We start from the raw sequence: 23,191 nt of genomic DNA, 5'->3' as shown, positions 1-23,191 counted from the left end.
GGGACCGAATGCATGAAGACAGCGGGACGCCGGGGCGGCGCTGGCGGCGAGGCGTGCGGCCAGCTGCGTGCTTTTGCCCTAGGGAAACGCTGAATATGAGCCTTCGCGGCGGCCCTCAATGCACGCTCGCTTCGGAAAAGGGCGTCCCTTTCCGGAATCGCCGAGTAGACTCTTAAGCCCCGAGCCATCTACCAGGGGTTCTGTCCGTCGGGCATCCTGGTCTACCCGGCCGTTCGCGTTTCGGACGCCCTTTTCCGAAGCGAGCGTGCACGAGGGGGCGCAAGGAGGCGGTAATCAGCGTTTTCCTAGAGGGTGCGAGCCTCGTCGGCGATGCGTTGAGCCGCATCGCGCGTTTGCAGCAGCTCCTTTGAACGCTTCTGCAGGGCATCGACCTGGCTCGACAACAGCACGGTGTCGATCACGCCCCACACCGCCACCATGGATGCAATGGAAGCGATCGTCGCGCCGATACCTCCCCGCACCCTCCAGAACAGCACCGCAACCAGCGCGGCGACAGCCGCCATCACCAGCATGGACCTACGACGTTCACGCAGGGTGCGCAGATCGGCAACGACAGCAAGACGGGCGGCCTCGGCGGCACGTGCTCGCGCCGTCGCCTCAAAGGCAATCTGTTCCGGGGTCGAAGGGGCGCGGTGGACAGTCGAAGCCGACGCGTTGCGTCCACCAGCCGTGCGCGAGCTCTTGAGCAACGTGTCACGCGCCTCGTTGATGGTACTCATCTGGCGCTCGGCGCGCTCGCGCAGGCGTTTGTTGTCACCAAACTTGTCCGGGTGAAGCATTTGCGCCAGCTCGCGATACGCTGCCTGGATTTCGTCACGCGAGGCATCCGCATGAAGGCCCAGTACCCTGAGCGCCTCATCGCGCGTCATATCGACACCCCCAACCTGTCATCCTCTCTGAGGGTCCTGTCACAGCATCCGACCCAAATACCGGCGTTAGCCCCATGAAATCGAAAGAGAGGCGAGGTGACCGTTGTCTCCTCGCCTCTCGCCGGCCGGGCGCAATGGTCCGGCATCCGTTCCTATGGTGGGCCGTCAGGGGTTCGAACCCTGGGCCTTGGGATTAAAAGTCCCCTGCTCTGCCAGCTGAGCTAACGGCCCGCAAGGGAGATTGTAACACGGACCCTGCTCAACCGTCACGCTCTAGACGCTACTCCCAGCTCCACTGCCCGTTCACGAACACCGGCACCTCACGGCCGTCAGCCGTGATACCCGTGACGTCCAGATCGTCGGAGCCGATCATGAAGTCCACGTGCGTGGTCGACGTGTTCACGCCGTGCGAGCGCAGCTCGTCGGTCGACATGTCATAGCCGCCTTCGTAGCACTCGGGGAAACCGATGCCCAGCGCCAAGTGACAGCTTGCATTCTCGTCGTAGAGCGTGCTGTAGAACAGAATCTCGCTCTCGCGGATGGGCGTGTTCTTTGAGATGAGCGCGACTTCGCCCAGGCGGCACGATCCCTCATCGCACTCGATGATCGAGCGCAGTGCGTCCAGGCCGACCTCGGCGTCGTAATCGACTACACGCCCTTCCTCAAAGCGCAGCCAGAAGCGATCGATCTTGGTGCCACGATGAATAAGTGGCAGGGTCGCGTACACCACGCCGTTCACCCGCTCGCAGTGCGGCGAGGTATAGACCTCCTCGGTAGGGATGTTGGGGAAGAACCGGTGGCCATCCGGCGTCGAGCTGCAGCCGCCCTCCCACACATGCCGGTCGGTGAGACCCACGGTGAGGTTGGTGCCGCACTCCGCGGTGTAGCGCAGCTCAACGAAATGACGCTCGTTCAAAAAGCGCAGATTCTTATCGAACGTGGCATCATGCAGCTCCCAGTCGCTCTCGGGATCCTCGCCGTCGGCGCGGGCAACCGAGAGAATCGCGCACCAGAGCTTGTACATTGCCACTTCTTCGTCCACGTCAGGGAAGACCGCGCGAGCCCATGCCGGAACGGGGGCACCGGCGATGCACCACGGATTGAGGTTGAAGTCCAAACCGCGTCGAAAGATGCGGCACTGGGTGTTCTGCGCCTTGGCGTGAGCGGCCGGCTTGGCCGGGTCGATGCCCTTGAGCGCTTCCGGGTCCGACCCTTCGATGAACACGAAGCAGGCACCGTCGCGCGCAAGCGAGTCCAGCTGCTCGCGCTGCCATGAAGGCACTTTCTCAAACCAGGACAGCTCGACGTTCTCGTAGTGCAACCTGGTCACAACGTCATCGTTCCAGATAACGGTCACATGCCCTGCGCCCGCCTCGTAGGCGCAGCGCACCAGCACGCGAGCAAACTGCTGAACCTCGACAGGAACGGTTAGCACGACCTCCTGGCCAGGGCGAACATTAACTCCCTGACGCATGATAAGGTGCGCATAGCGCTCGATCTTGGGTTCGAGCGCCTTCATGCCGGCGCGCGCGTCGTCGACCGTCAGCGCGGCTCGAATCATATCGTCCTCCTCACCTTGGGCGCGGCGCCGCCCAACACAGAGACGGCAACCGAACGCCTTCAGACATAAGGGCGGCTGCGAGACTACCAGGCCCCGCAGCCGCCCTCTTCCACCTGCTGCTCTGCGGTAGACCCTGTTTAGGAAAACCGCCCAGCACTTGTATCGATTCGGGCGTTACCGCCGCGAACGATGATTCTTCTTGCGGCCGGTCTTCTTGACCGGGGCATCCGTCGAGGTGTCTTCGACCTTCACAGGCTCGACGGAACGATCTTTGTCGCCTTTTTTGCCCTTGGGCTCTGCAGCCTCCTGCTCGATCAGGGCGATGATCTTCTTCTCGGGCATGCCCTCCGCCTGGCTACGATAGAAGTTGCGCAGCGGACGGATCTTCACGAAGTCAAAGATGAACGTGCCGATGATGAACACATAGGCCACGATCACGCAGCCAAGCTGGATGGCATACGTGTCCTGTACCGCCTGCTCATCCAGACCGAACATCATGGCCCAAGCAGCGATGATGATCACCATGCCGATGGCAAGCAGCACCCAGAAGATGGTGCGCAGATGCTTGTACTCAGGGTCCTTCTTGAGCATGATGTTCGACGCCGTGTAAATACGGTCGTCGCGGCGGCGCTCCTCCTGCTTGCGGGCGCGCTTCTCCTCGCGCGACAGGCCCGCGAGCGATTCTCCGCGCTCAGCCTCTTTACGACGAGCCTTGGCAGAGGAAGGCACCACGCGCACCGATCCGGCGGCGGCACGGGCGGGCTTTGCAGACGCTGCGGACTTGCGGGCCATGCCCGTGTACTCCTGGTTCTGCGTGCGCTTGTTGTTGGAACTCCGAATAGTCACTTACTTGCTCTCTTTCATGCTGACGAACGGCTCGCCGGTGATGATCTGGAACGCCTCGCGATAACGCTCGGACGTACCGTCGATGACCTCGGCGGGCAGATGCGGCGTCTCGCCGGTCATATCCCAGTTGGCGCGCAGCCAATCGCGGACGAACTGCTTGTCGTAGCTGGGCTGGACCTTTCCCTCCTCGTAGGAAGCCGCAGGCCAGAAACGGCTCGAATCGGGCGTAAGGCACTCGTCGATGAGGGTCACCTTGCCGTCGATGATGCCGAACTCGAACTTGGTGTCGGCGATGATGATGCCACGGGTCGCAGCGTACTCGGCGGCCGCGGTATAGATCTTGAGCGAGAGGTCGCGGATCTGCTCGGCGATGTCGGAACCAACGATCTCGACGCAGCGGTCGAACGAGATGTTCTCGTCGTGATCGCCGATGGCCGCCTTCGTGGACGGGGTGAAGATCGGCTCGGGAAGCTTCGATGCCTCGGTGAGGCCGGCGGGAAGCTTGATGCCGCACACCGTGCCGTCGGCGTCATAGGTCTTCTTGCCCGAACCGGTCAGGTACCCACGGACGATGCACTCGATCATGATGGGCTCGGCGCGACGAACAAGCATGGCACGGCCGGACAGATAGTCGCTATACTCGGCGAACTCCTGGGGGAAGTCGGCGACGTTGATGCTTACCAGGTGGTTGGGAACCAGGTCGGCGAACTTGTTGAACCAGAACGCGGAGATGCGGTTGAGGACTTCGCCCTTGAAGGGAATCTCGTCCGGCAGAATGTAGTCGAAGGCCGAGATACGGTCGGTGGCGACCATCAGCAGGTTGTCGCCCGCCTCGTAGATATCGCGAACCTTACCGCGGGAATCGGGACGACGCTCCATGGAAGTCACTGAGGATCAACTCCTATCCGACGAACGAATACGGTTTTGCATGCGTAGCGCGCATGCGGCAGCTAGACAAAGCTAGTGTTCCATTGTAGTTGAAGCCGCGTCTGCCATGTGCTCGCGCGGGAGATGAATCGTAAAAGTCGTACCCTTCTCCAGCTCGGACTCGACCGTGATGAACCCGTGGTGGCGCTCCACAATCGACTTGGTGACGGCAAGACCCACACCAAGGCCGCCCTTCTCGCGGGCACGGCTTGCGTCGGCGCGCCAGAAGCGGCCAAAGATCCGAGACAGGTCTTCTTTGGCAATGCCGATACCCGTGTCCGACACCGAAATCATCACGTACTTGCGGTCGCCGCGCACCGATACCACGACCCAACCGCCTTCGGGGGTATAGCGCATAGCGTTGCTCATGATGTTGATGATCGCCTGCGTGATCATGTCGGGGTCGGCATCGACCGTGCTCGAACGCCCCTGCATGTCATCGACAAACTTGAGTCGCAGGTCGTGCGAGGTGAACAGCTGCTGTTGACCGGAGACGATGCGCTGGACAAACGCCACCATGTCGACCGGCTCAAGGTTGAGCGGGGTGGTTCGGTTCTCCATGCGCGACAGGTCGAGCATCTGCTGCACCAGACGCGACAAACGGCGCGTCTCGGATGCGACTGTTTCCAGATGCTCGTCGTCGGCCGGCAGCACGCCGTCCTGCATCGCCTCGACCGTGGCCAGCATAGCCATGAGCGGGGTTCGCAGTTCGTGTGCGACGTCTGACGTCAGGCGACGCTCGTGCTTCAAGTCTTTTTCCAGGGAGGTCGCCATCTCGTCGAAGGTCTCGCCCAGTTGGTCGATCTCGTCGTCGCCGCGCAGGCCGGTGCGGGCCGAAAGGTCTCCGTCGCGAATCTGCTTGGCCGTCGCAGTGATGCGACGCACCTGATTGGTGAGCATGTGTGACATGAAGAAGCCCATGAGCACCGCGATGGCGATGGCGATGATCGCTGCGAGGGACATGGCGTTGAACGTCTTTTCGCGGAAGGCGGTATCGGCCTTGGTAAGCAGTGCGTCGGACCCAAGCACCCAGAGGCGCACCTGGCCCACGACGGTACCGTCGGAGAGCTTGATGGGTTCGGTTACGGCGCTCTCGGCGTCGGTGGGTGCCGTCGAGACGGGGCTATGCGACGCCATCGCCGAGGTGCTGGCAGAGTCTGCGGGCACCGCAGCCGACCCCAGCGAAGTCCCTGTTTCGGTCCGGCCGCGCGTGGCGTCGGCAGCGGCGGGAGCAGCCGGCCACGAATCGTCGTAGAGAATCGTGCCGTCTTCATCCATCACCTGCAGGCCGATGTCGCTCGACACCAGATTGGACTCCGCGATGGAAGCCAGGAAATCAGTGGACCACTCGCCGTCCTCCTCGTAGGATTCGGCCAGGCGCTGCGCCGTGAGCTGGGCGATCTCTGAGATGTTGGCGCGCGTGTAGTCGCTAAAGACGCCACCCCAGACCACCGAGACCACCACGGTCAGCACAAGCACCGTCATGAGCGAGGTCAACGCGAACGAGAGCACCATGCGCGTGGCATAGCTTAGCCCGCGCCGCGAATCGGAACGAGGCGTATTCCAGCTTGCGCGGGAACTCGCCTCGTCGTTCTGTTTATGCTTCTGTCCGATTTCAAACCGTGCGAAAAGCATGGGATGTAGCTACTCCGTCTTCTCCTTAGCCGGCTGCTGGGGCGCCTCGAAACGGTAGCCCACGCCATGAACGGTGTAGAGCCACTTCGGCTTCTTGGGGTCGTCTCCCAGCTTGGCGCGCAGGTTCTTTACGTGGCTGTCGATGGTGCGCTCGTAGCCCTCGAAGTCGTAACCCAGCACCTTCTCGACCAGCTCCATGCGGTTGTACACGCGGCCCGGATGACGCGCCAGGGTGGTGAGCAGCTTGAACTCGGACGCCGTGAGGTCGACTTCGCGGCCCTCGACCAGGATCTTGTGACCCGAGATGTCGATGACCAGGTCGCCGAAGTCCAGAACTTCAACCTGGGGCTCATCGCTCTGATGAGCGCGACGGAACAGGGCACGCACGCGAGCCACAAGCTCACGCGGCGAGAACGGCTTGATCAGATAGTCGTCAGCGCCCAGCTCGAGGCCGATGATACGGTCCTCGACCTCGCCCTTGGCGGTAAGCATGATGATGGGGACATCGGAGGTGTCGCGAATCGCGCGGCAGACGCGCTCGCCGGATAGCTTCGGAAGCATGAGGTCAAGCACGATGAGGTCGAACTGATGCTTCTCGAACTCCTCGACGGCGGACTGACCGTCGCCGACGCCCACGACCCAATAGCCCTCGCGCTCGAGATATGCCGCGACAGCGTCGCGAATTGCCTTCTCGTCCTCAACGAGCAGGATTTTTCTTGCGTCCGAAGCCATATGTGGGGCCCCCTTGTCTCATCCGAAAGAACAAAACTTATTGTAGCGCACGAAAACGCTACACTTGTCCGCAGGGCAACCCGCTCGCCGAACGGCGCGGCGGGGCAGACTCTTTGCTCATTATGCCCAGACTCGCGCTTTTTCTACCAGGAGGCCCCATGCCGTTTCGGATCCGCATTGCAACGCCCCACGACGCCGAAGAGCTGCTGGCCATCTACGCGCCGTTTGTCACCGACACCACCGTGAGCTTCGAGACCGAGGTTCCTGGCATCGCAGAGTTTCGCGACCGCATCGAAGAGCATCTGCGCGAGACCACGCACCTTGTCCTTGAAGACCTGGATAAAGGGTGTATTGCCGGCTTTGCCTACAACAGCTCGTTCCGCGAGCGCGAGGCATATCGCTGGGCCTCGGAAACATCAATCTACCTCGATGGGCCCTATCAGGCGCGCGGCTTGGGAGGCGTGCTGCTTGCGGCGCTCGAGGGGCTTATGCGCGCGCAGGGCATCCGTATGAGCGAAGCCTGCATCACGTCGGACAACAGCGCATCCATTGCGTTCCACGAACATCATGGCTACCGCATCTGTGGCGAGCACACGACCTGCGGCTATAAAATGGGACAGTGGCTCTCGGTCACCTGGATGGAAAAGCAGCTGCTGCCGCTCGACGCCGTGCCCGAGGCCCCTCATCCGCCGGCGCCCGAAGACGTTGAGCGTATCGTGCGCGAGGCTAACGAGCAGCTTGCAGGCCTCTAGGCGCAGGCAGGCCCGGCTGGACCGCGGGACCCGCCCCGTTGAGAACACCGAGGATGGCGCGCGGCGCAGCTACACCGTGAACACACGCGCCGTCACGCTGGCAGGGAGCCCCTGCTCATCGCGTACCGTCGCATAGGTAAGCAACTGGTTGGTGACGCCCTCGCTCGCCGTCCAGTCGCCAAAGTCCAGGCACCGATCGGGCGCAGAGAGCACGGCATAGGTTTGCGCCGAGGGGTCAATCACAAAGTGAGACGCCTGGGACTTCACGACATATCGGTTTCCCAGCAGCAGAGCACAGCTCTGCGGCTCGCGGCGCACATATATATATGGTCCGCCTTCGTTGCCCATGAAGGTTCCCATGTTGCCCAGGCTACCCACCCCGTTGTAGCTCGCCTCGATTGAAAACACAAACGTATCGTTGAGATAGGTGGCCTCGAAGGGGGCGACGCCGCGCGGAAGCACCAGCTGGGCGCGGCGGGTGTTATCGCCCGCCGTCAGGTCGATCGCCGTCAGACCGTAGTAGGTCCCCTCGTCGTCGCGGACACGCGGGACGATGGTCAAAATGCTGTCGGCCACGCGCGGTGAAGCCGAGAAACGCCCGTGCGAGGTCCAGAGCTCCTGGCCCTCGTCGTCCCCGAGCGTCCATTGATAGCAGTGCGAGTCTTCCGAGGAGCTGTCGCCGGTCGCCTGCGGCATGCGGTACCAGATGACGCTGGTACCCCACACGGTAAAACGCGGAGGCTCCCAGTCGATATCGCCCTGATCGAGTATGGTCGCCTCACCGGAGAGGGTGCCTGCCGAGAGGGCTTGCCCCAGCAGCACCCATGAACGATCCGCGTAGTCGACCTCGACCCAAGCCAGCACGCCGTCGGAACAGCGCACGTCGAAAAAGCCAAAGGTTCCCCCTTGCGTGGGCGCCTCGATAAGCGTGACGAGGTCTCCGCTGGAAAGGCTCATCACGCCGAGCGTGTTGACATGCAGTGAAGACTCCGGAGCCATCATGGCTGCAGCCCACGATCCCTCGGTATGAAAGAGCACCGTGCCCAGCGGCAAGGTGTAGGTCGCGCTTGCGGCAAGATCGGTGTCGACGTTTTCGTAGTCGTTGATGATATCTACGATCTGGGATTCGTCGGTAACCACCTGCGGCTCGCCATCGTCCGTATTGGTATCCGAGGTGCAGGAGCTCAACGTGATCGCTGCCATGCCGGCGGACGCCGCAGCCAGACTCCCCAGCGTAAAGCGACGTCGGGTGATGCCGCGGGAATCGGCGGGCACGGAGGGCGCAGACGCGTCGCTCCGAAGACGTTTCCAGGGGGCGAACATGCCTTACCCCTGCGTTTTGGCCTGAGCCTGGGCAGCGTCGAGCGCGCAGCAGAGCTGGTCGGCGCATGAGGTCGGACGCGGACCGCAGGTGTTGCCACGCAGGCGGGCAGTTACCTCGTCGACCGGCATGCCGCAGATAAGCTTGGACACGGCCTTGAGGTTGCCGTTGCAGCCGCCGGTGAACGAGCAGCCCGTCACCGTGGTACCGGTGTCATCCAGCTCGACATGGATGTTTCGCGAACAAACGCCATGGGGCGTGTAGTCGATGCTGATCATCAAAGACCACCCTCTCTGTACGATGCTTGCTGGGTCGTAGCGAATGAACCTAACTATAGCGTCTCTTGGACATGCCTCCCAGAGGCCATATATCAACCTACACATACCCATATCCGGCGCATGCAACATCGCACGGACGCCAAGCCTACCCAAACCGCATCGCGTCACGTGCGCAAAAAAGGGGACGACCCGCTTCGGGTCGCCCCCTTGTCTAGCATACCTGTGCGCGCAGATTAGTTCTGAGCAGAGGAAGCCTCGAACAGCTGGGGAATCGTCCAGCCCTCGGGCGCGGCGGTGATGGAGCCGTCCTCAAGGGTGTACTCGGTCCAGCCATCGGGGGTCTTCGACCAGGCCTCGTCGCCGCCCCAGGTGTGGCAGCCGGCGCAGGTGAAGACGCTCTGGTCATGCATGAGGTGGCAGGAGTTGCACTGCTGCACGCCATGCATCGTGCTGTGCGGGTCGAACGACCAGTCGGCCGTGGAGGACTCGGTCGCACCCGGCATCACGCCGGCACCCGTGTGGCAGCCGCTCTGCAGGCAGAACTCGTTGGAATAGGTGACCTTCGCCATGGGGTCGCTGTAGTCACCGGAAAGCTGAGCCTGCACCTCGTGCAGAGACTGCGGCAGGGTGGTCTCGTGGCAGCCCAGGCACTGGTTGTTCACAACACCCTTGTGCGCATAGGCAAGCGAGGTGGTGTCGTTCACAAACGAGTTGTAATACTTGCCCATGGTGCTGTGGCACAGCGTGTCGCAGTACTCAGGGGTGGCGCGCCAAGCCCAGCCGGCAACGCCGAGGACCGTGACGACCACGACAGCAGCGATCACGATCGGGAGGCGCTTGGCCTTCCAGTTGCGCTTCTTCTTCGGGGTGGCATCGGTGGCCTGAGCCTCCGTGCCCTCCTTGATCTCATCAGCCATGTTCTCTCCTCTCCGAACGCATTACGCGCTGAGCGCGGGGTTGTCGCCGCAGTACTTGGACAGAATGCCGTCGTACTTGCGCGTACGCTCGTCGTAGGGCGTGCCGCCGTCGGGCAGGAGCCCCAGGTCTTCCAGGTCGGACGCAACGTCGTCCATGCCGAGGTCCTCAAGGCACTGCTTGGTCGGGCAGCCCAGCTCCTCGTCCCAGCCAAAGCGCTTGTACACCATGGTGAGGGCCGTCTGGAAGTCGTCCTTCTCCATCTTGTCGGTACCGGCGGTGAAGGGCTCGATGTCGGGGTCCTTGGTGAAGGGCCACTCGGTGATGACATCATGGACGTTGCGGAAGTCGTTGCAGCCCATGTTGCCGTCGGCGTCCTTCATACCGCGGACGGTGTTGGCGCGCTGCAGCGTCATGACGCGCTCGGCCGCCTTGTAGAGGTCGTCGATGGTGACCTCCTTGCCAGTGACCGCGGTGTAGAACTGGGCCTCGAGGTCCAGGTCGCCACGATAGCTGCGCTCCTTGGCGGGGGCCATGGCCATCGGCCACACCCAGTTGCAGACCGTCAGGCAGTCATGCAGCACGTCGGTGACGATGCTCCACCAGCAGAACTCCGCCTTGTGCTCGTTCATGGGCGTGTAGTTCTTGTCGGGGTCGATGGCGTCCTCGCCGCCCCACATCTCGGCAGCCATCTCCTTCTTGAGGTCGATGGGCAGGCCGCAGCCCTGGAAGTTCACCGCAGAGTGAATCATGTCATCGCGGTTGAACATCATGTTGTAGACGCCGCCCACCTGGCCGAAGCACTCGATGGCGTGGTGGACTGGCCAACCGCGATAGTTGATGAGGCAGGACTTGGTGGTGTCGAACCACTTCATGTCGTCCCACTCTTTGCACCACACGATGGGGCCGTGGCCCAGCAGAGAAATCTTCTTCTTGTTGAAGGCGATGTCGGTGAGAACCTTCACCCAGCCGGCGGGGTTGGTGCCAGCCATGATGCCAGCCCAGTCATACTCGCCGTACTCGTCGCCGAGCTCGCGCTGGAGGATGCCCTCCTTGTAGGTGCGAGCAAGGTCACGATAGAGCTGGGCGTAGTTGCACCACAGGCCGAGGTCGTCGACCGTGGCCGAAACGACCTGGTTGTAGACAACCGACATATCGGTGAGGGTGCCATCCTCGGTGGTCATGCCCTCGATGTCCTGGATGGAGCAGAAGTAGGAGGTCACCGGGAAGTTCGGGACGCAGGTGTTACCCGTGGCGTCGTAACCGGTGATCTCGCGGACTTGCGGCACGCGCACCTGAGAGTAGCAGCGCACCGGGCAGCCGTGGCAGCCGGCCATCTTGACGGTGTACTTCTCGGCTTCGGGGCCCATGTCCTTGGTGGACTTCATGCAGCGATAGCCCATGGTGTTGGGCTCGAAGGGCTTCGGCTCGCCGGTCTCGATGGGACCGCCCTCGGCGGCAGCCCAGTAGAGGCCCTTCTTGGCGGTCCAACGCGAACCCTTGTCGTAGTACTCGGCCCAGGACTGCTGGGTGGACGGCACCACGTGGTTGTTGTTGGAGCCCAGGACCTGGGCGATCATGTAGTCGGACAGGTCGGAGACCATCTGCGGGTCGGCGACGTTCACGGCCTTGGTGCCGCGCACGACGACGGCCTTGCACTTCTTGGAACCAAGCACTGCGCCCAGGCCAGCGCCCGCGGAGTGCGAGCGGGTGTTGATGACGCAGGCATAGGGAAGCAGGTTCTCGCCAGCCGGGCCGATGGCGGCGACGCAGGCGTCGAAGCCGTGCTTCTTGCACAGGGCCTCGTTGGTCTCGCGGGTGCCCTTGCCCCACACGGAGGAAGCGTCCTCAATCGAGATCTTGTCGTCGTCGATGAGAATGTAGACCGGCTTGTCGGAAGCGCCCTCGATGATCAGGCCGTCATGGCCGGAATACTTGAGGGTGGCGCCGAGCTGACCGCCGCAGTGGCAGTCGACAACCTGGTAGTCCGTCGTGAAGGTGGACAGCGTCGCCCACGTGGAGCGGCCGCCCAGAGGCACGCCGGAGCCGGTGAGAGGGCCGACGGCAAGGACGGCCTTGTTCTCGGGCGCGTCCCACGCGGTGCCGGCAGGCACCTCGTCATACATGATCTTGTTCGCGAAGCCCATGCCGCCGATGTAATCGTCCTGCATCGCCTCGTCGGACTCGACGGAGATGGTTCCGTCAGTCAGGTTGACACGGGCGATCTGGCCCGCCCAACCATAAGAACCGTAAGTGGCAGTATCAGCCATTGGTATCTCCTAACTTACTGAGCGATCTTGCCGCCGCCGACATAATCCTGCGTCTCGCTCACGAGCGGTGCGGGATCCTCGGTACGGGTAGGACCGGACGAATGGTTGACGTTCTCCCACTCGACGAGCTCGATGGCGCCGTTCGGGCACTGATCGGCGCAGCGGCCGCAGGCGATGCACTTGGCGGACTTGCCCGTCACGGTGTTGACCACCGGGATGTTCCACGGGCAGGAGGCCACGCAGGTGCCGCAGCCAACGCACTTGTCGGCATCGACGTAGCGCACGCCGTTGTCGTTGGTCAGGATAGCGCCGTGCGGGCACGCGGTCTGGCACATGGCAGCCTTGCACATGTGGCACTGACGGATCATCCACTCGGCGGAGTAGAAGATGCCGTCGCCGGTGTCCAGGCCGGCGCCGTACTGGAAGCCGTCGTGCACGTGGATACGCGCAGCGGCGGGCTGGGACACGCCGTCGTTGGTGAGCGTGCAGCTCATCTCGCAGCGCTGGCAACCGGTGCAGCGCGCACGGTTGACCTTGAGCACGTGGGTCGGTGCGGCATAGTAGTCCACCTGACCGTTCGAGCTCGTGGGCTGGGCAGCCGCCTCGTCGGGCAGCAGGCCGAGCGCCACCATGCTGGCCACGAACGCGCCGGAAACCTTCACGAACCCTCTACGGGTGAAGAAGGCGTCGAGGCGGTCCGCGCCGGAGCCAACCTGCTCCAAAGCGGTGTTCTCGTTCATAGTTCCCTCCCCTTGATTCTTCACGGACGCCGCCTGGTGCGTCCGCAGTACAGAGCTGACAGGGCGCGCGGCGAACACGCCCAAATTGTCAGAGTAGATTATCCACGAGTTCTCCTCATTACGTTCCCCCGCTTTTGGGTAATTTTTGCTCGCTGGAGCTTTTTTGCCCCCTACCTGCCTGTCCCCTATTTGAGGGTACGTATACATCGGGTGGGTATAGGCCGCCGATGAGGGTGATACGGGTCACCCCACCGTCGGAGAGATGTCCGTCGCAACCCGTCGCAAGGGAACCATCGCGAGCAGTTTTTGGAAACGCAGACGGAGGCGGACCTGGCGGTAACCCGACCTCGCCGCGAGCACATTGATCGAGGGACGCGACAAGGGGCTTCGACACATGCCTCGGCGTTAGCCGCGCGGCGCGGCGGCCGACCCGTATTCGTTGATGTAATCCAGAATCTCCTGGCGCGAATGAAGGTCGGTCTTCTCGTAGATGCGTTTGATGTGAGTGTGCACCGTGTTCTGAGACAGCTGAAGCTCTTCGCTCACGCGCGCCTGGGTATGACCGAGCGCATAGAGCGTCAAGACCTCGATCTCGCGACCAGTAAGACCGAAGCGCTGGCCAAGCTCAATCACCGACGTAGCGATGCGTGCGTCGGGGTTGACGCTGGGCAGCGGAAGCTCCGCCTGGGGTCTGAGCGCCATGACCCCCATGAGCGGGATGCGGCGGACGTCGTCCTGCGTGATGTGCCCGCGCCCGTCATGCTCGGATGTAGCGGCGTCTTCTTGGGAGCTCGCTTCGCTTTGCTGCGACGGCGCCGAGAGCAGCTTGGTGTAGACCACCTGTGCGCTCACAAGCACAAAGAGACTCATGATGGAGATGATTACCGGCGTGTTGTCGAAGAACACACGCGCCAGCAGGCGATCGACCTCCATGCCCGCCACGGTGAGCACATTCATGCTGATCCACGCTGCGGACGCATAGTAATAGGCGTCACGCCATCCAAAGCTGATAAACGCCATGGTGAGATACCAGATAAACGCCTGAAGTACGAGAGCAGACGCCATGATGAACGATGCGCCGACGCCGATCGAGCGCGGCCATATAGCGAAGAAGATGGCTCCGAGGGCCAGCAAAAGCTCCATGACGACCCAGATGCTCGTGGTGAGGGCGCGCATGCGGGACGCCATGCCGTGACGAACCCATACCGCACTCACTACGCAGACGAACACGAGTGCCAAGAAGCGCGGCACCGGGCTCATAAAGATGGCATCGCCAGCTGGAAACCCTCGGCCCATGCCCATCGGAATGGAGATGAACCAAAAGCCGACAGCCGCTACGGCCAGGAAGCTGCGGTTCGAGAAGCGATCGCGGTCGGTGCCAAAATACGATTCGGACACCGCGGGGAACTGGTCGCTCGGCACATCCATAGCGCGCGAGACGCGCACGTAGAGAAACTGGGCGAACGCCAGCACAAACGCTATGGCGTGGGCCACGAGGTTGCCGGAGAAGCTCGCCACGAAGGTCCCGAACTCCGAGAGGGCAAGCGCGCAGAACGCGACCACGACCACCGCTTGCGCCGAGGTCCCTCGAAGCTTTCGCATCCAGTAGAAGCTCAGCAGCGCGCTTGCTGCGGTCGCCGCGCACTCCAGAGCGGTGCGCAACACGTCCGGAGCGCTCCCGGCGACGTCGAGAAACGTCAACGCAAGCGCAGAGAGACCCGAAATGTGGACCGACAGGAAGGTCATGAGGGACACGGCGCGCTTGGTATATCGCTTGACCACCAGAGTTGATATAAACAGCACCGCCAGAACCGCGCAGGCCGCAACCATCGTGAGACCGCCAGCCGTGGAGACGCCGGTGGTACGGTGGGCCTCCTGGATGATGAGGTTGGCAACCATCGTGGAGCTCGCAATGCCGGCAATGGGCGGGGCCAACACCTTGTAGGTGTCAACGGAGAAGGCGGGCATCGCAGTGGCGTCACGCTGTGCGGCCGCATCCCCCGTGCGGTTTGTCGATGCGCCGTCGTTAGCCATTGCTCCACCTCCCAGCCGATTGTCACAACACCCTGCCACCTTGGGCGAACGCAAGGTCATATGGGTCACCTCTTTTAGGTGAATAGCAGTATACCTTGTACTACACTTGATGGCACATGTGGGGAGACAGGAGAGCGGAGGAACCCGTCATGGACAGCACCTTGCACCGCCCAGACGACGAGGCGGAGCGCGCAGCGACGCAACCCGACCCGTCGGAGGAGGACACCGGCGAGGACAGCGAGCCGACGCCTGAAGAGCTTGAGCAGATCCATCGGCACAACGCCCTCGTCCGCGCTTTGGACGCTGCGTACACCGATATTCGCCAGCGCTCCTACGAAGGCAAGCTCACCACATCATCCCGGTGGAAGAAGCGCTCCTTCGCGCCCGAGGGCATGGATGCCAAAGCATTTGAAGAGCAAGCGCTGCTCTATATCCAGGAGCACGACCATGCCGAGGCGACCGAGGTGCGCGGCAAGCTTTCGGCCCCAAAGCCGCTGGACGTGCAGCTTGAGGGCCGCGAGGTGAATCCCGACGAGCCCCTGCCGGAGCCCGATGTATGCGACCTCGCACTCATCATGGGCAAGAAGGCCATCTATCTCTATTCGGCCGCCCTCATGTCCCACAGCTTTGCCCACGCACTCTATCTCACGGCGGAGGACGACGAGGTGGCGACCTTTGTAGACGTTGTCCGCACCGAGTCACGCGTCTACCCGCGGCCGGTTGCTCAGGACAGCTTCATGAATCCGCCCTACCTGTGGTCTCCCGCGCGAACCAAGCAGGTGTATGAGAAGGTCGCAGCAAACGAGGCGTTCAAAGACATCCATGTCACCCACACGAGCAAAGGCGAGGCCTATTACTACTCGGACTGGTATCTGAGTGACGCGCAGGGCAAGGCCCTTGCCCAATGGTACGGCGTTGAGAAGGGTATGAATCCGTAGCTGCAGGCTACGATTCCCGTCGACCGCCCACGTTGCCCCATACGATTCACTCTCAAGGAGACATCATGCCCAAGCAGCACATCACCGAGGATACGCCGTTTCTGCGCACCCCCGATATGTACCAGATTGAAAACGACGCGCCCATTACCGAGTATTCCGACCGCGCGCTTGACCTCATAGCCGACGCCCGCAACGGCGGCGTGCCCGAGGGCGCCAATGCGTTCTGCAGCGTCGGGCGCGAGAAGCGCGGAACCGTTCAAATGCAGCTCTTTGCCAGGATGGACCCCGAAACCGACCGTTTTGTGGAAGTCGGATTCCGCAGCCACGGATGTCTTGCCGCCATCGCCTGTGCCACCGTCGTGGCCGATATGCTCACCGGCAAGACGGTCGACGAGGCACTCACCATCACGCAGGAGCAGATTCTCGATGCGGTGGATGGCCTTCCCAACGGGCGCATGTACACGTTGACCTTTGCCATCGAGGCCATTCGAGCGATCATCGGCGACTATTACCTGCGCGTGAAGGGCTTCTCGCTCGCTCAACTCGACGAAGCGCTTCCCTGCGACAAGCTGTGTGTCAACTGCCTGCTTACCGAAAACTGCTCGTTGCGCGACGAGCGCGTCGATCAGGAGCTGCGCGAGGCAGGAGAGATCGACTAGCGGGGCGACGGTGAATTAGCCTCAGCGATCAGCGGGAGGCGTCGGGAGGCTTTCGTCCCGTGCTCAGACAGTGCTTCGCAAACTGCACGCGGGACGAAAGCCTCCCGACGCAGCGCACAATCTCTTGAGAAGCCAGGAGCGGCTCTGCGCTTACAACTCACATGAAGAACGAATCAGGGTCCCAAGCGTTTGCACACTTGGGACTCTGATTAGGTTGAAGCGTCCATCCTGTCGAACGCTGCTTGGCGCTGTAACTTAGTCGAAGTTCAGCTCCTCAAGACGGTCGAAGACGCGGTCGATACGCGTGAGGAAGTCCCACGGATCGAAGATCTTATCGAGCTCCTCGGCGCTCACGGTGCAGCGCGGGTCGACCTCGAGCTTCTCGCGGAACGTGGTGCCGGCCTGGCACTGCTGGACCTCGCGCCAGGTGGCCATGGCGTTCTCCTGCACGATAGCGTAGGCCTCCTCGCGCGTGATGCCGGTCTCCACGAGGGCGAGCAGCACCTTGGACGAGAAAATGAGGCCGCGCGTCTTGTTGAGGTTGGCCTTCATCTGCTCGGGATAGAGGATGAGCCCGTCGATGACGCGGATAAGGCACTGGAACATGTGGTCGAGCGCGATGAAGCTGTCGGCCTGCGCCACACGCTCGGCGGAGCTGTGGCTGATGTCGCGCTCGTGCCACAGCGCCACGTTGTCGAAAGCGACCTGAGCGTTGGCCTTGACCACGCGCGAGAGACCGCAGACCTTCTCCATGGTGATGGGGTTGCGCTTGTGCGGCATGGCGCTGGAGCCCTTCTGACCCTTCTTGAACGGCTCCTCGGCCTCCAGGGTGTCGGTCTTCTGGAGGTTGCGGACCTCGGTGGCGATGCGCTCGCAGGTGGCCGCCGTGGTGGCCAGGACGCCGGCCAGGTAGGCGTGGTGGTCGCGGCTGATGACCTGCGTGGACAGTGGATCGTGCACGAGGCCCAGGTGCTCGCAGACGTACTCCTCAACAAACGGATCGATGGAAGAATAGGTGCCCACCGCGCCCGAGATGGCACCGAAGGCCACGTTCTTGCGTGCGTCGATAAGGCGGTCGAGGTCGCGCTTGAGCTCCCATGCCCAGCTACCGAACTTCATGCCAAAGGTCATGGGCTCGGCATGGATGCCATGCGTGCGACCGGCGCAGAGGGTGTTGCGCTCCTCGAAGGCGCGACGCTTGCAGATCTCGCCGAGCTTGCGCACGTCCTCGATGATGATATCGGTTGCCTGGACGAGCTGGTAGCACAGAGCGGTATCGCCAAGATCGGACGATGTCATGCCAAAGTGGACCCAGCGGCTCGGCTTGGGCTCGCCCTCAGGCACATCCTTGTCGATATGCTCGCCCATGTTGGTAAGGAAGGCGATGACGTCGTGATTAGTAACCGCCTCGATGGCGTCGACCTCTTCTTTGTTGAAGGCGGCGTGCTCGCGAATCCAAGCAGCCTCCTCCTTCGTGATGCCGATCTTGCCCAGCTCTGCCTGAGCCTCGCAGGCGAGCACCTCGATCTCCTGCCAGATGGCGTACTTGTTCTCGAGCGAGAAGATATGGCCCATCTCCGGGCGGGTATAGCGGTCGATCATGCAGGCTCCTTTTGGCGTTGGGCGTCCGCGCGCGGGCAGTGACACCTCGATACGTAACCTCATCATTGTACGGGTTCACCGGCGCTACCGGGAGCTACAGCTACAGGTTCCGTTGTCCCACCACAGGGGCGGACGATGGCCGGGGCTACTCGCCAAGCGCGGCCAGCGCCGCACGGCGGGCATGGATCTGCGTGGTGTCGAACAGGGGAACCTCCGTATCGTCTTGGTGAACCAGCAGTCCAATCTCCGTGCAGCCAAGAATTACACCTTGAGCTCCATCTTTTGCCAGTCCATCAATGATGCGAAGATACTCAGCGCGGGAGTCATCACGTATATCACCATGACAGAGCTCATCATGCGTTTTGAGCTTACTCGTGTCGCCGTCCTATCGCGTGAGACGCTCCTTTACCAAGGCGAGCTCGGCTGCATCCACCCGAGCTTCGCGCAGGCGCTCGTATTCGCGATGCTCCTCGGGCGGGATGACTACCGCCGTGAGGACACTCCACTTCACGCTGGTGTCGGGGATTCCCACCTAAGCGCTAAGCGCGAATGATGATTTGCGCCGTTCTCAACTGGACGTAAGAACCTTGCTCGAAAAAGGAGCGCACGGTATACTGTCCGATACGCGCGTTTGCGCACATACGCGGGCATCGCCAAGTGGTAAGGCATCAGCTTCCCAAGCTGACACTCGCGGGTTCGAGTCCCGTTGCCCGCTCCAGAATCGTCAAGGTCCCCAGCGATGGGGACCTTTCTTGTTTGGGCCCGCTCCGTGAACTCAAACCGTGAGGTCACGAGACCGAGGAAATACGCGGGTATTTTTCATATGCATAATTCTGCGTGTAATTTGTATAGGATTGAGGCCGATTCGATGCCCTGGCGAACCCTAGACGGCGCTTCGACCGGCCGAGGTGGACAAATTTTCGACTTGTCTGTAGGTACTGGCCCGGATCAGCCCCCTATGAAGGGTTAGATAATGCGATTCTCGACCAAACAGCGCCCAGAATCCTATACATGGACCAGAGTTGGCGGCCATGATTACAGACTTCTCGAAAATTTGTCCACGGCGCCCTAGAAACGCCTCGCCGCGCCTACGTGCGGGATGGCCGCAGACCCTCTGGCGCCCGCTTGGCTTCTCGGCATACCCTGCGCAGCGAACGTGCCGGCGAAGCCGGATGCGTTACCCGCGGGCTCACTTCAGAATCGTCAAGGCCCTCTCCGATGGAGACCTTTCTCATAAACCTGGCACGTGCCATTCTGCGGCAATCTACACGCCTTGCTCGTATCCTTACGCAATCTGCACGCCCAGGGACTGAAAAACCTACCCTGAGCGTGTGGATTGCCACAACATACGAACCAAGCGTGTGGATTGCCACAAAACCGTCCGCGTGCAGCGCTGGCGGACAGGCCGCGCGGCCTGTAGATACCATAGCGCCATTCGTTAAAACCTGAGATGAAATAGAGGTGCTGGCATGCGCCCCGCTGTACATGCAGCAGGTTTTGGGTACTATTACTAACCGGTTTTGGGTAGGTAACCCAAACGACGTGGGAGCCACCCACCGCAAGATCACCAATCGCACATGGGAGGTGCCATAATGATCCGCGTAGACATCGAGACCATCATCATGGCCTCCGGTGCTGTTCCGTCACTCATCGTGCTGCGAGAACGCTCGGCTGGCCATGCAAGCGACGCCCCGCTGCGCGCTCTTTCCATTCAAACCGGTTCCTTTGAAGCGGCCGCCATCAGCCGCGGCATCGAAGGCGCCAAGCACAGTCGCCCCATCACTCACGACCTGTTCGTCGACACCCTGCACAGCCTGGGCGCGCGCCTGGAGCGCGTGGAGATCAACCGCGTCGACGCACCTGTCTTCTATTCGACCATCGTGCTCACGCGTGACGGCAACGATGCCGAGGAGGTCACTGTAGACGCACGGCCCAGCGACGCGCTCGCGCTAGCTGTTCGCGTGAACGCACCCATCTACGTCGAAGACGACGTCATGAACCGCGCAGGGACCATCTCGTATCACGCAAACGAACACAATGGCGATGAGGAGTTTGAGCAGTTCGACAAGTTCGTGCAAACGCTCTCCCCCGACGACTTCTAACACCGAACCTGTCGAGAGGCGGCCGCGACGATGCATCGGACGCCACACAGCTCATCATGCATAAGGGGCGGATGCCCGGGCTTCGTAGCCAGGCATCCGCCCCTTTGTCATACACGTCGCTGAGATGCGACACGCGGAAACGCGCGGCGTGCTCCGGCCGGGTCTCGAAGCGGAGCCTCAACCGGAGCGCAGACACATTACTCGTCGATCAGATCTTCGAGCGCCTCGTCCGCGGCGCCAATGTCAACGCGGTCGTCCTCGGGCTCACCGGCGGCGCCCAGATCAAGCGCCTCCTGCCCCTCGGCGACGGCGCGCGCCTTCGGCTTCTTCTTCGCGCTCGTCATGCGCGCCACCGCCGTCACACGGTCACCGTCGGCGACGGTCAGAATCTTCACGCCCTGCGTCGCACGTCCCGTCTCGGAGATATCCGTGCTCTTCACACGAATGACCGTGGCACCCTCGGTAATGATGAACAGCTCATGCTGCGGGCCCACCGTCTTCATGGCGGCAAGCTGGCCCTTCTTGGCCGTCATCTGGATGGTGTAGACACCCTGGCCGCCTCGGTTCTGGGTGGGATAGTCGGCCACCGGGGTGCGTTTGCCAAAGCCGAGCTCGGTAATCACGAAGAGGTCGCCCTTACCGTTGGAGATCTCCATGCCCAGCACGGTCGCGTCGTCCTTCATGGTGATGCCGCGCACGCCCGACGTGTCGCGACCGGTGGCGCGCACCTGGTCCTCGTCGAACACGATGGCCTTGCCGGCGGTCGTGGCCATGATAACCTTGTCGCCCTCGCGCACGCGACGCACGTCGAGCAACGCGTCGCCCGCCTTGAGGTTGATCGCGATGATGCCATCGCGACGGCTGCGGTCGTATGCGCTCATCACGGTCTTCTTGACCATGCCCTGCTTGGTAGCGAAAAGCAGATACTCGTCGTCGGGGAACTCGCGGCAGCTGATCACGCTCGCGATCTTCTCGCCCTCCTCGAACGGCAGCAGGTTCACGATCGCCGTGCCGCGTGCCTGGCGCGTGCCGATGGGCAGCTCGTGGACCTTCAGACGGTACACCTTGCCGCGGTTGGAGAAGAAGAGCACGTACTCATGGGTGCTCGCGATAAACATCTCGCTGATGACGTCGTCCTCTTTGAGGTTCACGCCCGAGACGCCCTTGCCCCCACGCTTCTGCGAGCGGTACGCCGCCACGGGGATGCGCTTCACGTAGCCGGTGTGCGTAATGGTCACGACCATGTCCTCGTCGGCGATAAGGTCCTCGACGTCGAGGTCCTTCTCGGCCGCGGCGATCTCGGTGCGGCGCTTGTCTGCGTACTTCTTGGCGATCTCGCGCATCTCGTCCTTGATGACGCCGAGGATCTTCTCCTCGTGCGCAAGCAGGTCCTCGTAGTAGGCGATGGCGCGGCGGAGCCCTGCGAGCTCTTCCTCGATCTTGTCGCGCTCGAGGCCGGTCAGGCGGCGAAGCTTCATCTCGAGGATGGCGTTCGTCTGCTCGGGGGTGAAGCCGAAGCGCTCGATCAGGCGCTGGCTTGCCTCAGAGTCGGTCTGCGAGGAGCGAATGATGTGGATGACCTCGTCGATGTGGTCGAGCGCCAGCAGGTAGCCCTCGAGAATGTGGGCGCGGGCCTGGGCCTTCTTGAGGTCGTAGCGCGTGCGGCGAGTCACCACGTCGACCTGGTGGTCGATGTAGTGGTGAAGCATCTCGGGCAGGCTCAGGCACTTGGGCACGCCGTTCACGAGTGCGAGGTTGTTCACGCCGAAGGTCGTCTGCAGCGAGGTGAACTTGTACAGGTTGTTGAGCACGACCTGCGGGATGACGCCCTTCTTGAGCTCGATGACGAGGCGGATGCCCTTCTGCGTGGACTCGTCGCGCATGTCCGAGATGCCCTCGATGCGCTTCTCGTTGACGAGCTGGGCGATCTTCTCCTGCAGGGTACCCTTGTTGACCTGGTAGGGAATCTCGGTAAAGACCAGGCGGTTACGGCCGGTCTTGGTGGACTCCACATGCGCCTTGGCGCGCACGGTAATGGAGCCGCGGCCGGTCTCGTAGGCCTTGCGGATGCCGTCGGAGCCCATGATGACCGCGCCCGTGGGGAAGTCGGGGCCAGGCATGACCTGCATGAGCTCGTCGACCGTCGCATCGGGGTGGTCGATGAGATAGCAGGTGGCCTCGATAGCTTCGCCGAGGTTATGCGGCGGGATGTTCGTGGCCATGCCGACCGCGATGCCCGAGGAACCGTTGACGAGCAGGTTGGGGAAACGCGCCGGCAGCACCTGGGGCTCGGCAAGCGACTCGTCGTAGTTGGGCTGCCAGTCGACCGTGTCCTTCTGCAGGTCGCGCAGGAGCTCCATGGCCGGGCGCGCCAGGCGGCTCTCGGTGTAACGCATGGCGGCCGCAGAGTCGCCGTCGATGTTGCCGAAATTGCCGTGGCCGTCGATGAGCGGCGTACGCATGGAGAACCACTGCGCCAGGCGGACCATGGTGTCGTAGACCGCGGAGTCGCCGTGCGGGTGGTACTTACCGATCACTTCGCCGACCGTCCAGGCCGACTTCTTGTGCGGGCGGTTGGGGTAGATGCCGCTCTCGTTCATAGCATAGAGAATGCGGCGGTGCACCGGCTTCAGGCCGTCGCGCACGTCGGGCAGGGCGCGTGCGGTGATGACCGACATCGAGTACTCGATGAAGCTCTGGCGCATCTCGCGGCCGAACTCGCTGATCTGCAGACTGCCGCCGTTGATGTCCTCACCGGCTGCCTCGCCGCGGTCGACCTCGCCGAAGCTCTCCTCGAGCTCGCCGTCGTCTTCCTCTTCCTCGTCGCCCTCGTCCTCGACGTAGACGTCGGTGCCCTCGTCATCGCTTTCGGCGCGGGCGAGCAGGCGCTTCAAATCCTCGGGCAACCCCTCAGACTCCGGCACCTCTCCCGGGGTGTTGTTCATATCGTCTGCCACGTATACCTCCTACTTAGGTCGTGGTCGTCTCA

General features: G+C 62.3%; 19 protein-coding genes and 2 tRNA genes. 5 read left to right on the top strand and 16 right to left on the bottom strand.

The features are described 5' to 3' along the window. Positions 1 to 305: 305 nt before the first annotated feature. From B5F33_RS02565 to B5F33_RS02535, 7 genes are all read right to left on the bottom strand, one after another. Entirely contained in the window at positions 306 to 890 is a 585-nt protein-coding gene (locus B5F33_RS02565; protein ID WP_087410229.1) for a J domain-containing protein, read from the bottom strand. A gap of 155 nt (positions 891 to 1,045) precedes the next feature. After that, positions 1,046 to 1,121 (bottom strand) — tRNA-Lys (locus tag B5F33_RS02560). A 49-nt stretch (positions 1,122 to 1,170) separates the two neighbouring features. Then, complete coding sequence (locus B5F33_RS02555; protein ID WP_087410228.1) at positions 1,171 to 2,451, bottom strand: aminopeptidase; 1,281 nt, start codon at positions 2,449 to 2,451, stop codon at positions 1,171 to 1,173. Between the two features lie 174 nt (positions 2,452 to 2,625). After that, positions 2,626 to 3,297, bottom strand: coding sequence for a hypothetical protein (locus tag B5F33_RS02550; protein ID WP_204214357.1), 672 nt, complete (start codon positions 3,295 to 3,297; stop codon positions 2,626 to 2,628). Continuing rightward, entirely contained in the window at positions 3,298 to 4,176 is an 879-nt protein-coding gene (locus B5F33_RS02545; RefSeq protein WP_087410227.1) for a phosphoribosylaminoimidazolesuccinocarboxamide synthase, read from the bottom strand. Positions 4,177 to 4,257: 81 nt separating this feature from the next. Next, positions 4,258 to 5,859 carry a HAMP domain-containing sensor histidine kinase gene (locus tag B5F33_RS02540; protein WP_087410226.1) on the bottom strand — a complete coding sequence of 534 codons (1,602 nt, stop codon included), beginning with the start codon at positions 5,857 to 5,859 and terminating at the stop codon, positions 4,258 to 4,260. Positions 5,860 to 5,868: 9 nt separating this feature from the next. Then, the gene (locus B5F33_RS02535) at positions 5,869 to 6,591 is read right to left on the bottom strand and encodes a response regulator transcription factor (RefSeq protein ID WP_087410225.1); all 723 of its coding nucleotides are present in this window, start codon (positions 6,589 to 6,591) and stop codon (positions 5,869 to 5,871) included. A gap of 158 nt (positions 6,592 to 6,749) precedes the next feature. Here B5F33_RS02535 and B5F33_RS02530 point away from each other — a divergent pair, with 158 nt between their 5' ends. After that, positions 6,750 to 7,343 carry a GNAT family N-acetyltransferase gene (locus B5F33_RS02530; protein ID WP_087410224.1) on the top strand — a complete coding sequence of 198 codons (594 nt, stop codon included), beginning with the start codon at positions 6,750 to 6,752 and terminating at the stop codon, positions 7,341 to 7,343. Positions 7,344 to 7,412: 69 nt separating this feature from the next. Here B5F33_RS02530 and B5F33_RS02525 read toward each other — a convergent pair whose 3' ends face one another. The 6 genes from B5F33_RS02525 to B5F33_RS02500 all read right to left on the bottom strand — a co-directional run bounded on the left by B5F33_RS02525 (position 7,413) and on the right by B5F33_RS02500 (position 14,901). After that, complete coding sequence (locus B5F33_RS02525; RefSeq protein ID WP_239284678.1) at positions 7,413 to 8,546, bottom strand: hypothetical protein; 1,134 nt, start codon at positions 8,544 to 8,546, stop codon at positions 7,413 to 7,415. Between the two features lie 123 nt (positions 8,547 to 8,669). After that, positions 8,670 to 8,942 (bottom strand): TIGR03905 family TSCPD domain-containing protein, encoded by a 273-nt coding sequence (locus tag B5F33_RS02520; protein ID WP_087410223.1) that lies wholly within the window; start codon positions 8,940 to 8,942, stop codon positions 8,670 to 8,672. A gap of 233 nt (positions 8,943 to 9,175) precedes the next feature. Then, positions 9,176 to 9,859, bottom strand: a complete 684-nt coding sequence (locus B5F33_RS02515) for a cytochrome c3 family protein (protein WP_087410222.1) — start codon at positions 9,857 to 9,859, stop codon at positions 9,176 to 9,178. Between the two features lie 21 nt (positions 9,860 to 9,880). Beyond that, positions 9,881 to 12,127 (bottom strand): aldehyde ferredoxin oxidoreductase, encoded by a 2,247-nt coding sequence (locus B5F33_RS02510; RefSeq protein ID WP_087410221.1) that lies wholly within the window; start codon positions 12,125 to 12,127, stop codon positions 9,881 to 9,883. Between the two features lie 14 nt (positions 12,128 to 12,141). Next, positions 12,142 to 12,867 (bottom strand): 4Fe-4S binding protein, encoded by a 726-nt coding sequence (locus B5F33_RS02505; RefSeq protein ID WP_087410220.1) that lies wholly within the window; start codon positions 12,865 to 12,867, stop codon positions 12,142 to 12,144. 405 nt (positions 12,868 to 13,272) lie between these two features. Next, entirely contained in the window at positions 13,273 to 14,901 is a 1,629-nt protein-coding gene (locus B5F33_RS02500; protein WP_158095288.1) for a helix-turn-helix transcriptional regulator, read from the bottom strand. Positions 14,902 to 15,050: 149 nt separating this feature from the next. Between B5F33_RS02500 and B5F33_RS02495 the strand changes: the two genes are divergently transcribed. After that, positions 15,051 to 15,839 carry a hypothetical protein gene (locus B5F33_RS02495; RefSeq protein WP_087410218.1) on the top strand — a complete coding sequence of 263 codons (789 nt, stop codon included), beginning with the start codon at positions 15,051 to 15,053 and terminating at the stop codon, positions 15,837 to 15,839. 65 nt (positions 15,840 to 15,904) lie between these two features. Next, positions 15,905 to 16,498 (top strand): iron-sulfur cluster assembly scaffold protein, encoded by a 594-nt coding sequence (locus B5F33_RS02490; protein ID WP_087410217.1) that lies wholly within the window; start codon positions 15,905 to 15,907, stop codon positions 16,496 to 16,498. A gap of 255 nt (positions 16,499 to 16,753) precedes the next feature. Here the strand turns inward: B5F33_RS02490 and purB are convergent, their stop codons facing one another. Both purB and B5F33_RS02480 read right to left on the bottom strand, forming a co-directional pair. Then, positions 16,754 to 18,100 (bottom strand): adenylosuccinate lyase, encoded by a 1,347-nt coding sequence (gene purB / locus B5F33_RS02485; protein ID WP_087410216.1) that lies wholly within the window; start codon positions 18,098 to 18,100, stop codon positions 16,754 to 16,756. Positions 18,101 to 18,245: 145 nt separating this feature from the next. Further along, positions 18,246 to 18,398, bottom strand: coding sequence for an aspartate/glutamate racemase family protein (locus tag B5F33_RS02480; RefSeq protein WP_343215917.1), 153 nt, complete (start codon positions 18,396 to 18,398; stop codon positions 18,246 to 18,248). Between the two features lie 345 nt (positions 18,399 to 18,743). Between B5F33_RS02480 and B5F33_RS02475 the strand changes: the two genes are divergently transcribed. Then, positions 18,744 to 18,818: transfer RNA gene (locus B5F33_RS02475), tRNA-Gly, on the top strand. 874 nt (positions 18,819 to 19,692) lie between these two features. Continuing rightward, positions 19,693 to 20,202 carry a bifunctional nuclease family protein gene (locus tag B5F33_RS02470; protein ID WP_087410215.1) on the top strand — a complete coding sequence of 170 codons (510 nt, stop codon included), beginning with the start codon at positions 19,693 to 19,695 and terminating at the stop codon, positions 20,200 to 20,202. A 197-nt stretch (positions 20,203 to 20,399) separates the two neighbouring features. On the opposite strand, the gene gyrA is transcribed toward B5F33_RS02470, so the two are convergent. Further along, positions 20,400 to 23,147: a DNA gyrase subunit A gene (gene gyrA, locus B5F33_RS02465; protein WP_087410303.1), complete on the bottom strand. Its 2,748-nt coding sequence runs from the start codon at positions 23,145 to 23,147 to the stop codon at positions 20,400 to 20,402. Positions 23,148 to 23,191: the final 44 nt, after the last annotated feature.

It is taken from the genome of Collinsella sp. An2, from assembly GCF_002160065.1.
GTDB lineage: Bacteria > Actinomycetota > Coriobacteriia > Coriobacteriales > Coriobacteriaceae > Limicola.
Note: the sequence above shows the minus strand (reverse complement) of the source record. Positions and strands in the feature narration are given on the sequence as shown.

What these genes read in the sequence shown, in the direction of transcription:
- B5F33_RS02565 (WP_087410229.1), bottom strand. Translation starts at nt 890, where the DNA reads ATGACGCGCGATGAGGCGCTCAGGGTACTGGGCCTTCATGCGGATGCC.
- B5F33_RS02555 (WP_087410228.1), bottom strand. Translation starts at nt 2,451, where the DNA reads ATGATTCGAGCCGCGCTGACGGTCGACGACGCGCGCGCCGGCATGAAG.
- B5F33_RS02545 (WP_087410227.1), bottom strand. Translation starts at nt 4,176, where the DNA reads ATGGAGCGTCGTCCCGATTCCCGCGGTAAGGTTCGCGATATCTACGAG.
- B5F33_RS02540 (WP_087410226.1), bottom strand. Translation starts at nt 5,859, where the DNA reads ATGCTTTTCGCACGGTTTGAAATCGGACAGAAGCATAAACAGAACGAC.
- B5F33_RS02535 (WP_087410225.1), bottom strand. Translation starts at nt 6,591, where the DNA reads ATGGCTTCGGACGCAAGAAAAATCCTGCTCGTTGAGGACGAGAAGGCA.
- B5F33_RS02530 (WP_087410224.1), top strand. Translation starts at nt 6,750, where the DNA reads ATGCCGTTTCGGATCCGCATTGCAACGCCCCACGACGCCGAAGAGCTG.
- B5F33_RS02525 (WP_239284678.1), bottom strand. Translation starts at nt 8,546, where the DNA reads ATGGCAGCGATCACGTTGAGCTCCTGCACCTCGGATACCAATACGGAC.
- B5F33_RS02520 (WP_087410223.1), bottom strand. Translation starts at nt 8,942, where the DNA reads ATGATCAGCATCGACTACACGCCCCATGGCGTTTGTTCGCGAAACATC.
- B5F33_RS02515 (WP_087410222.1), bottom strand. Translation starts at nt 9,859, where the DNA reads ATGGCTGATGAGATCAAGGAGGGCACGGAGGCTCAGGCCACCGATGCC.
- B5F33_RS02510 (WP_087410221.1), bottom strand. Translation starts at nt 12,127, where the DNA reads ATGGCTGATACTGCCACTTACGGTTCTTATGGTTGGGCGGGCCAGATC.
- B5F33_RS02505 (WP_087410220.1), bottom strand. Translation starts at nt 12,867, where the DNA reads ATGAACGAGAACACCGCTTTGGAGCAGGTTGGCTCCGGCGCGGACCGC.
- B5F33_RS02500 (WP_158095288.1), bottom strand. Translation starts at nt 14,901, where the DNA reads ATGGCTAACGACGGCGCATCGACAAACCGCACGGGGGATGCGGCCGCA.
- B5F33_RS02495 (WP_087410218.1), top strand. Translation starts at nt 15,051, where the DNA reads ATGGACAGCACCTTGCACCGCCCAGACGACGAGGCGGAGCGCGCAGCG.
- B5F33_RS02490 (WP_087410217.1), top strand. Translation starts at nt 15,905, where the DNA reads ATGCCCAAGCAGCACATCACCGAGGATACGCCGTTTCTGCGCACCCCC.
- purB (WP_087410216.1), bottom strand. Translation starts at nt 18,100, where the DNA reads ATGATCGACCGCTATACCCGCCCGGAGATGGGCCATATCTTCTCGCTC.
- B5F33_RS02470 (WP_087410215.1), top strand. Translation starts at nt 19,693, where the DNA reads ATGATCCGCGTAGACATCGAGACCATCATCATGGCCTCCGGTGCTGTT.
- gyrA (WP_087410303.1), bottom strand. Translation starts at nt 23,147, where the DNA reads ATGAACAACACCCCGGGAGAGGTGCCGGAGTCTGAGGGGTTGCCCGAG.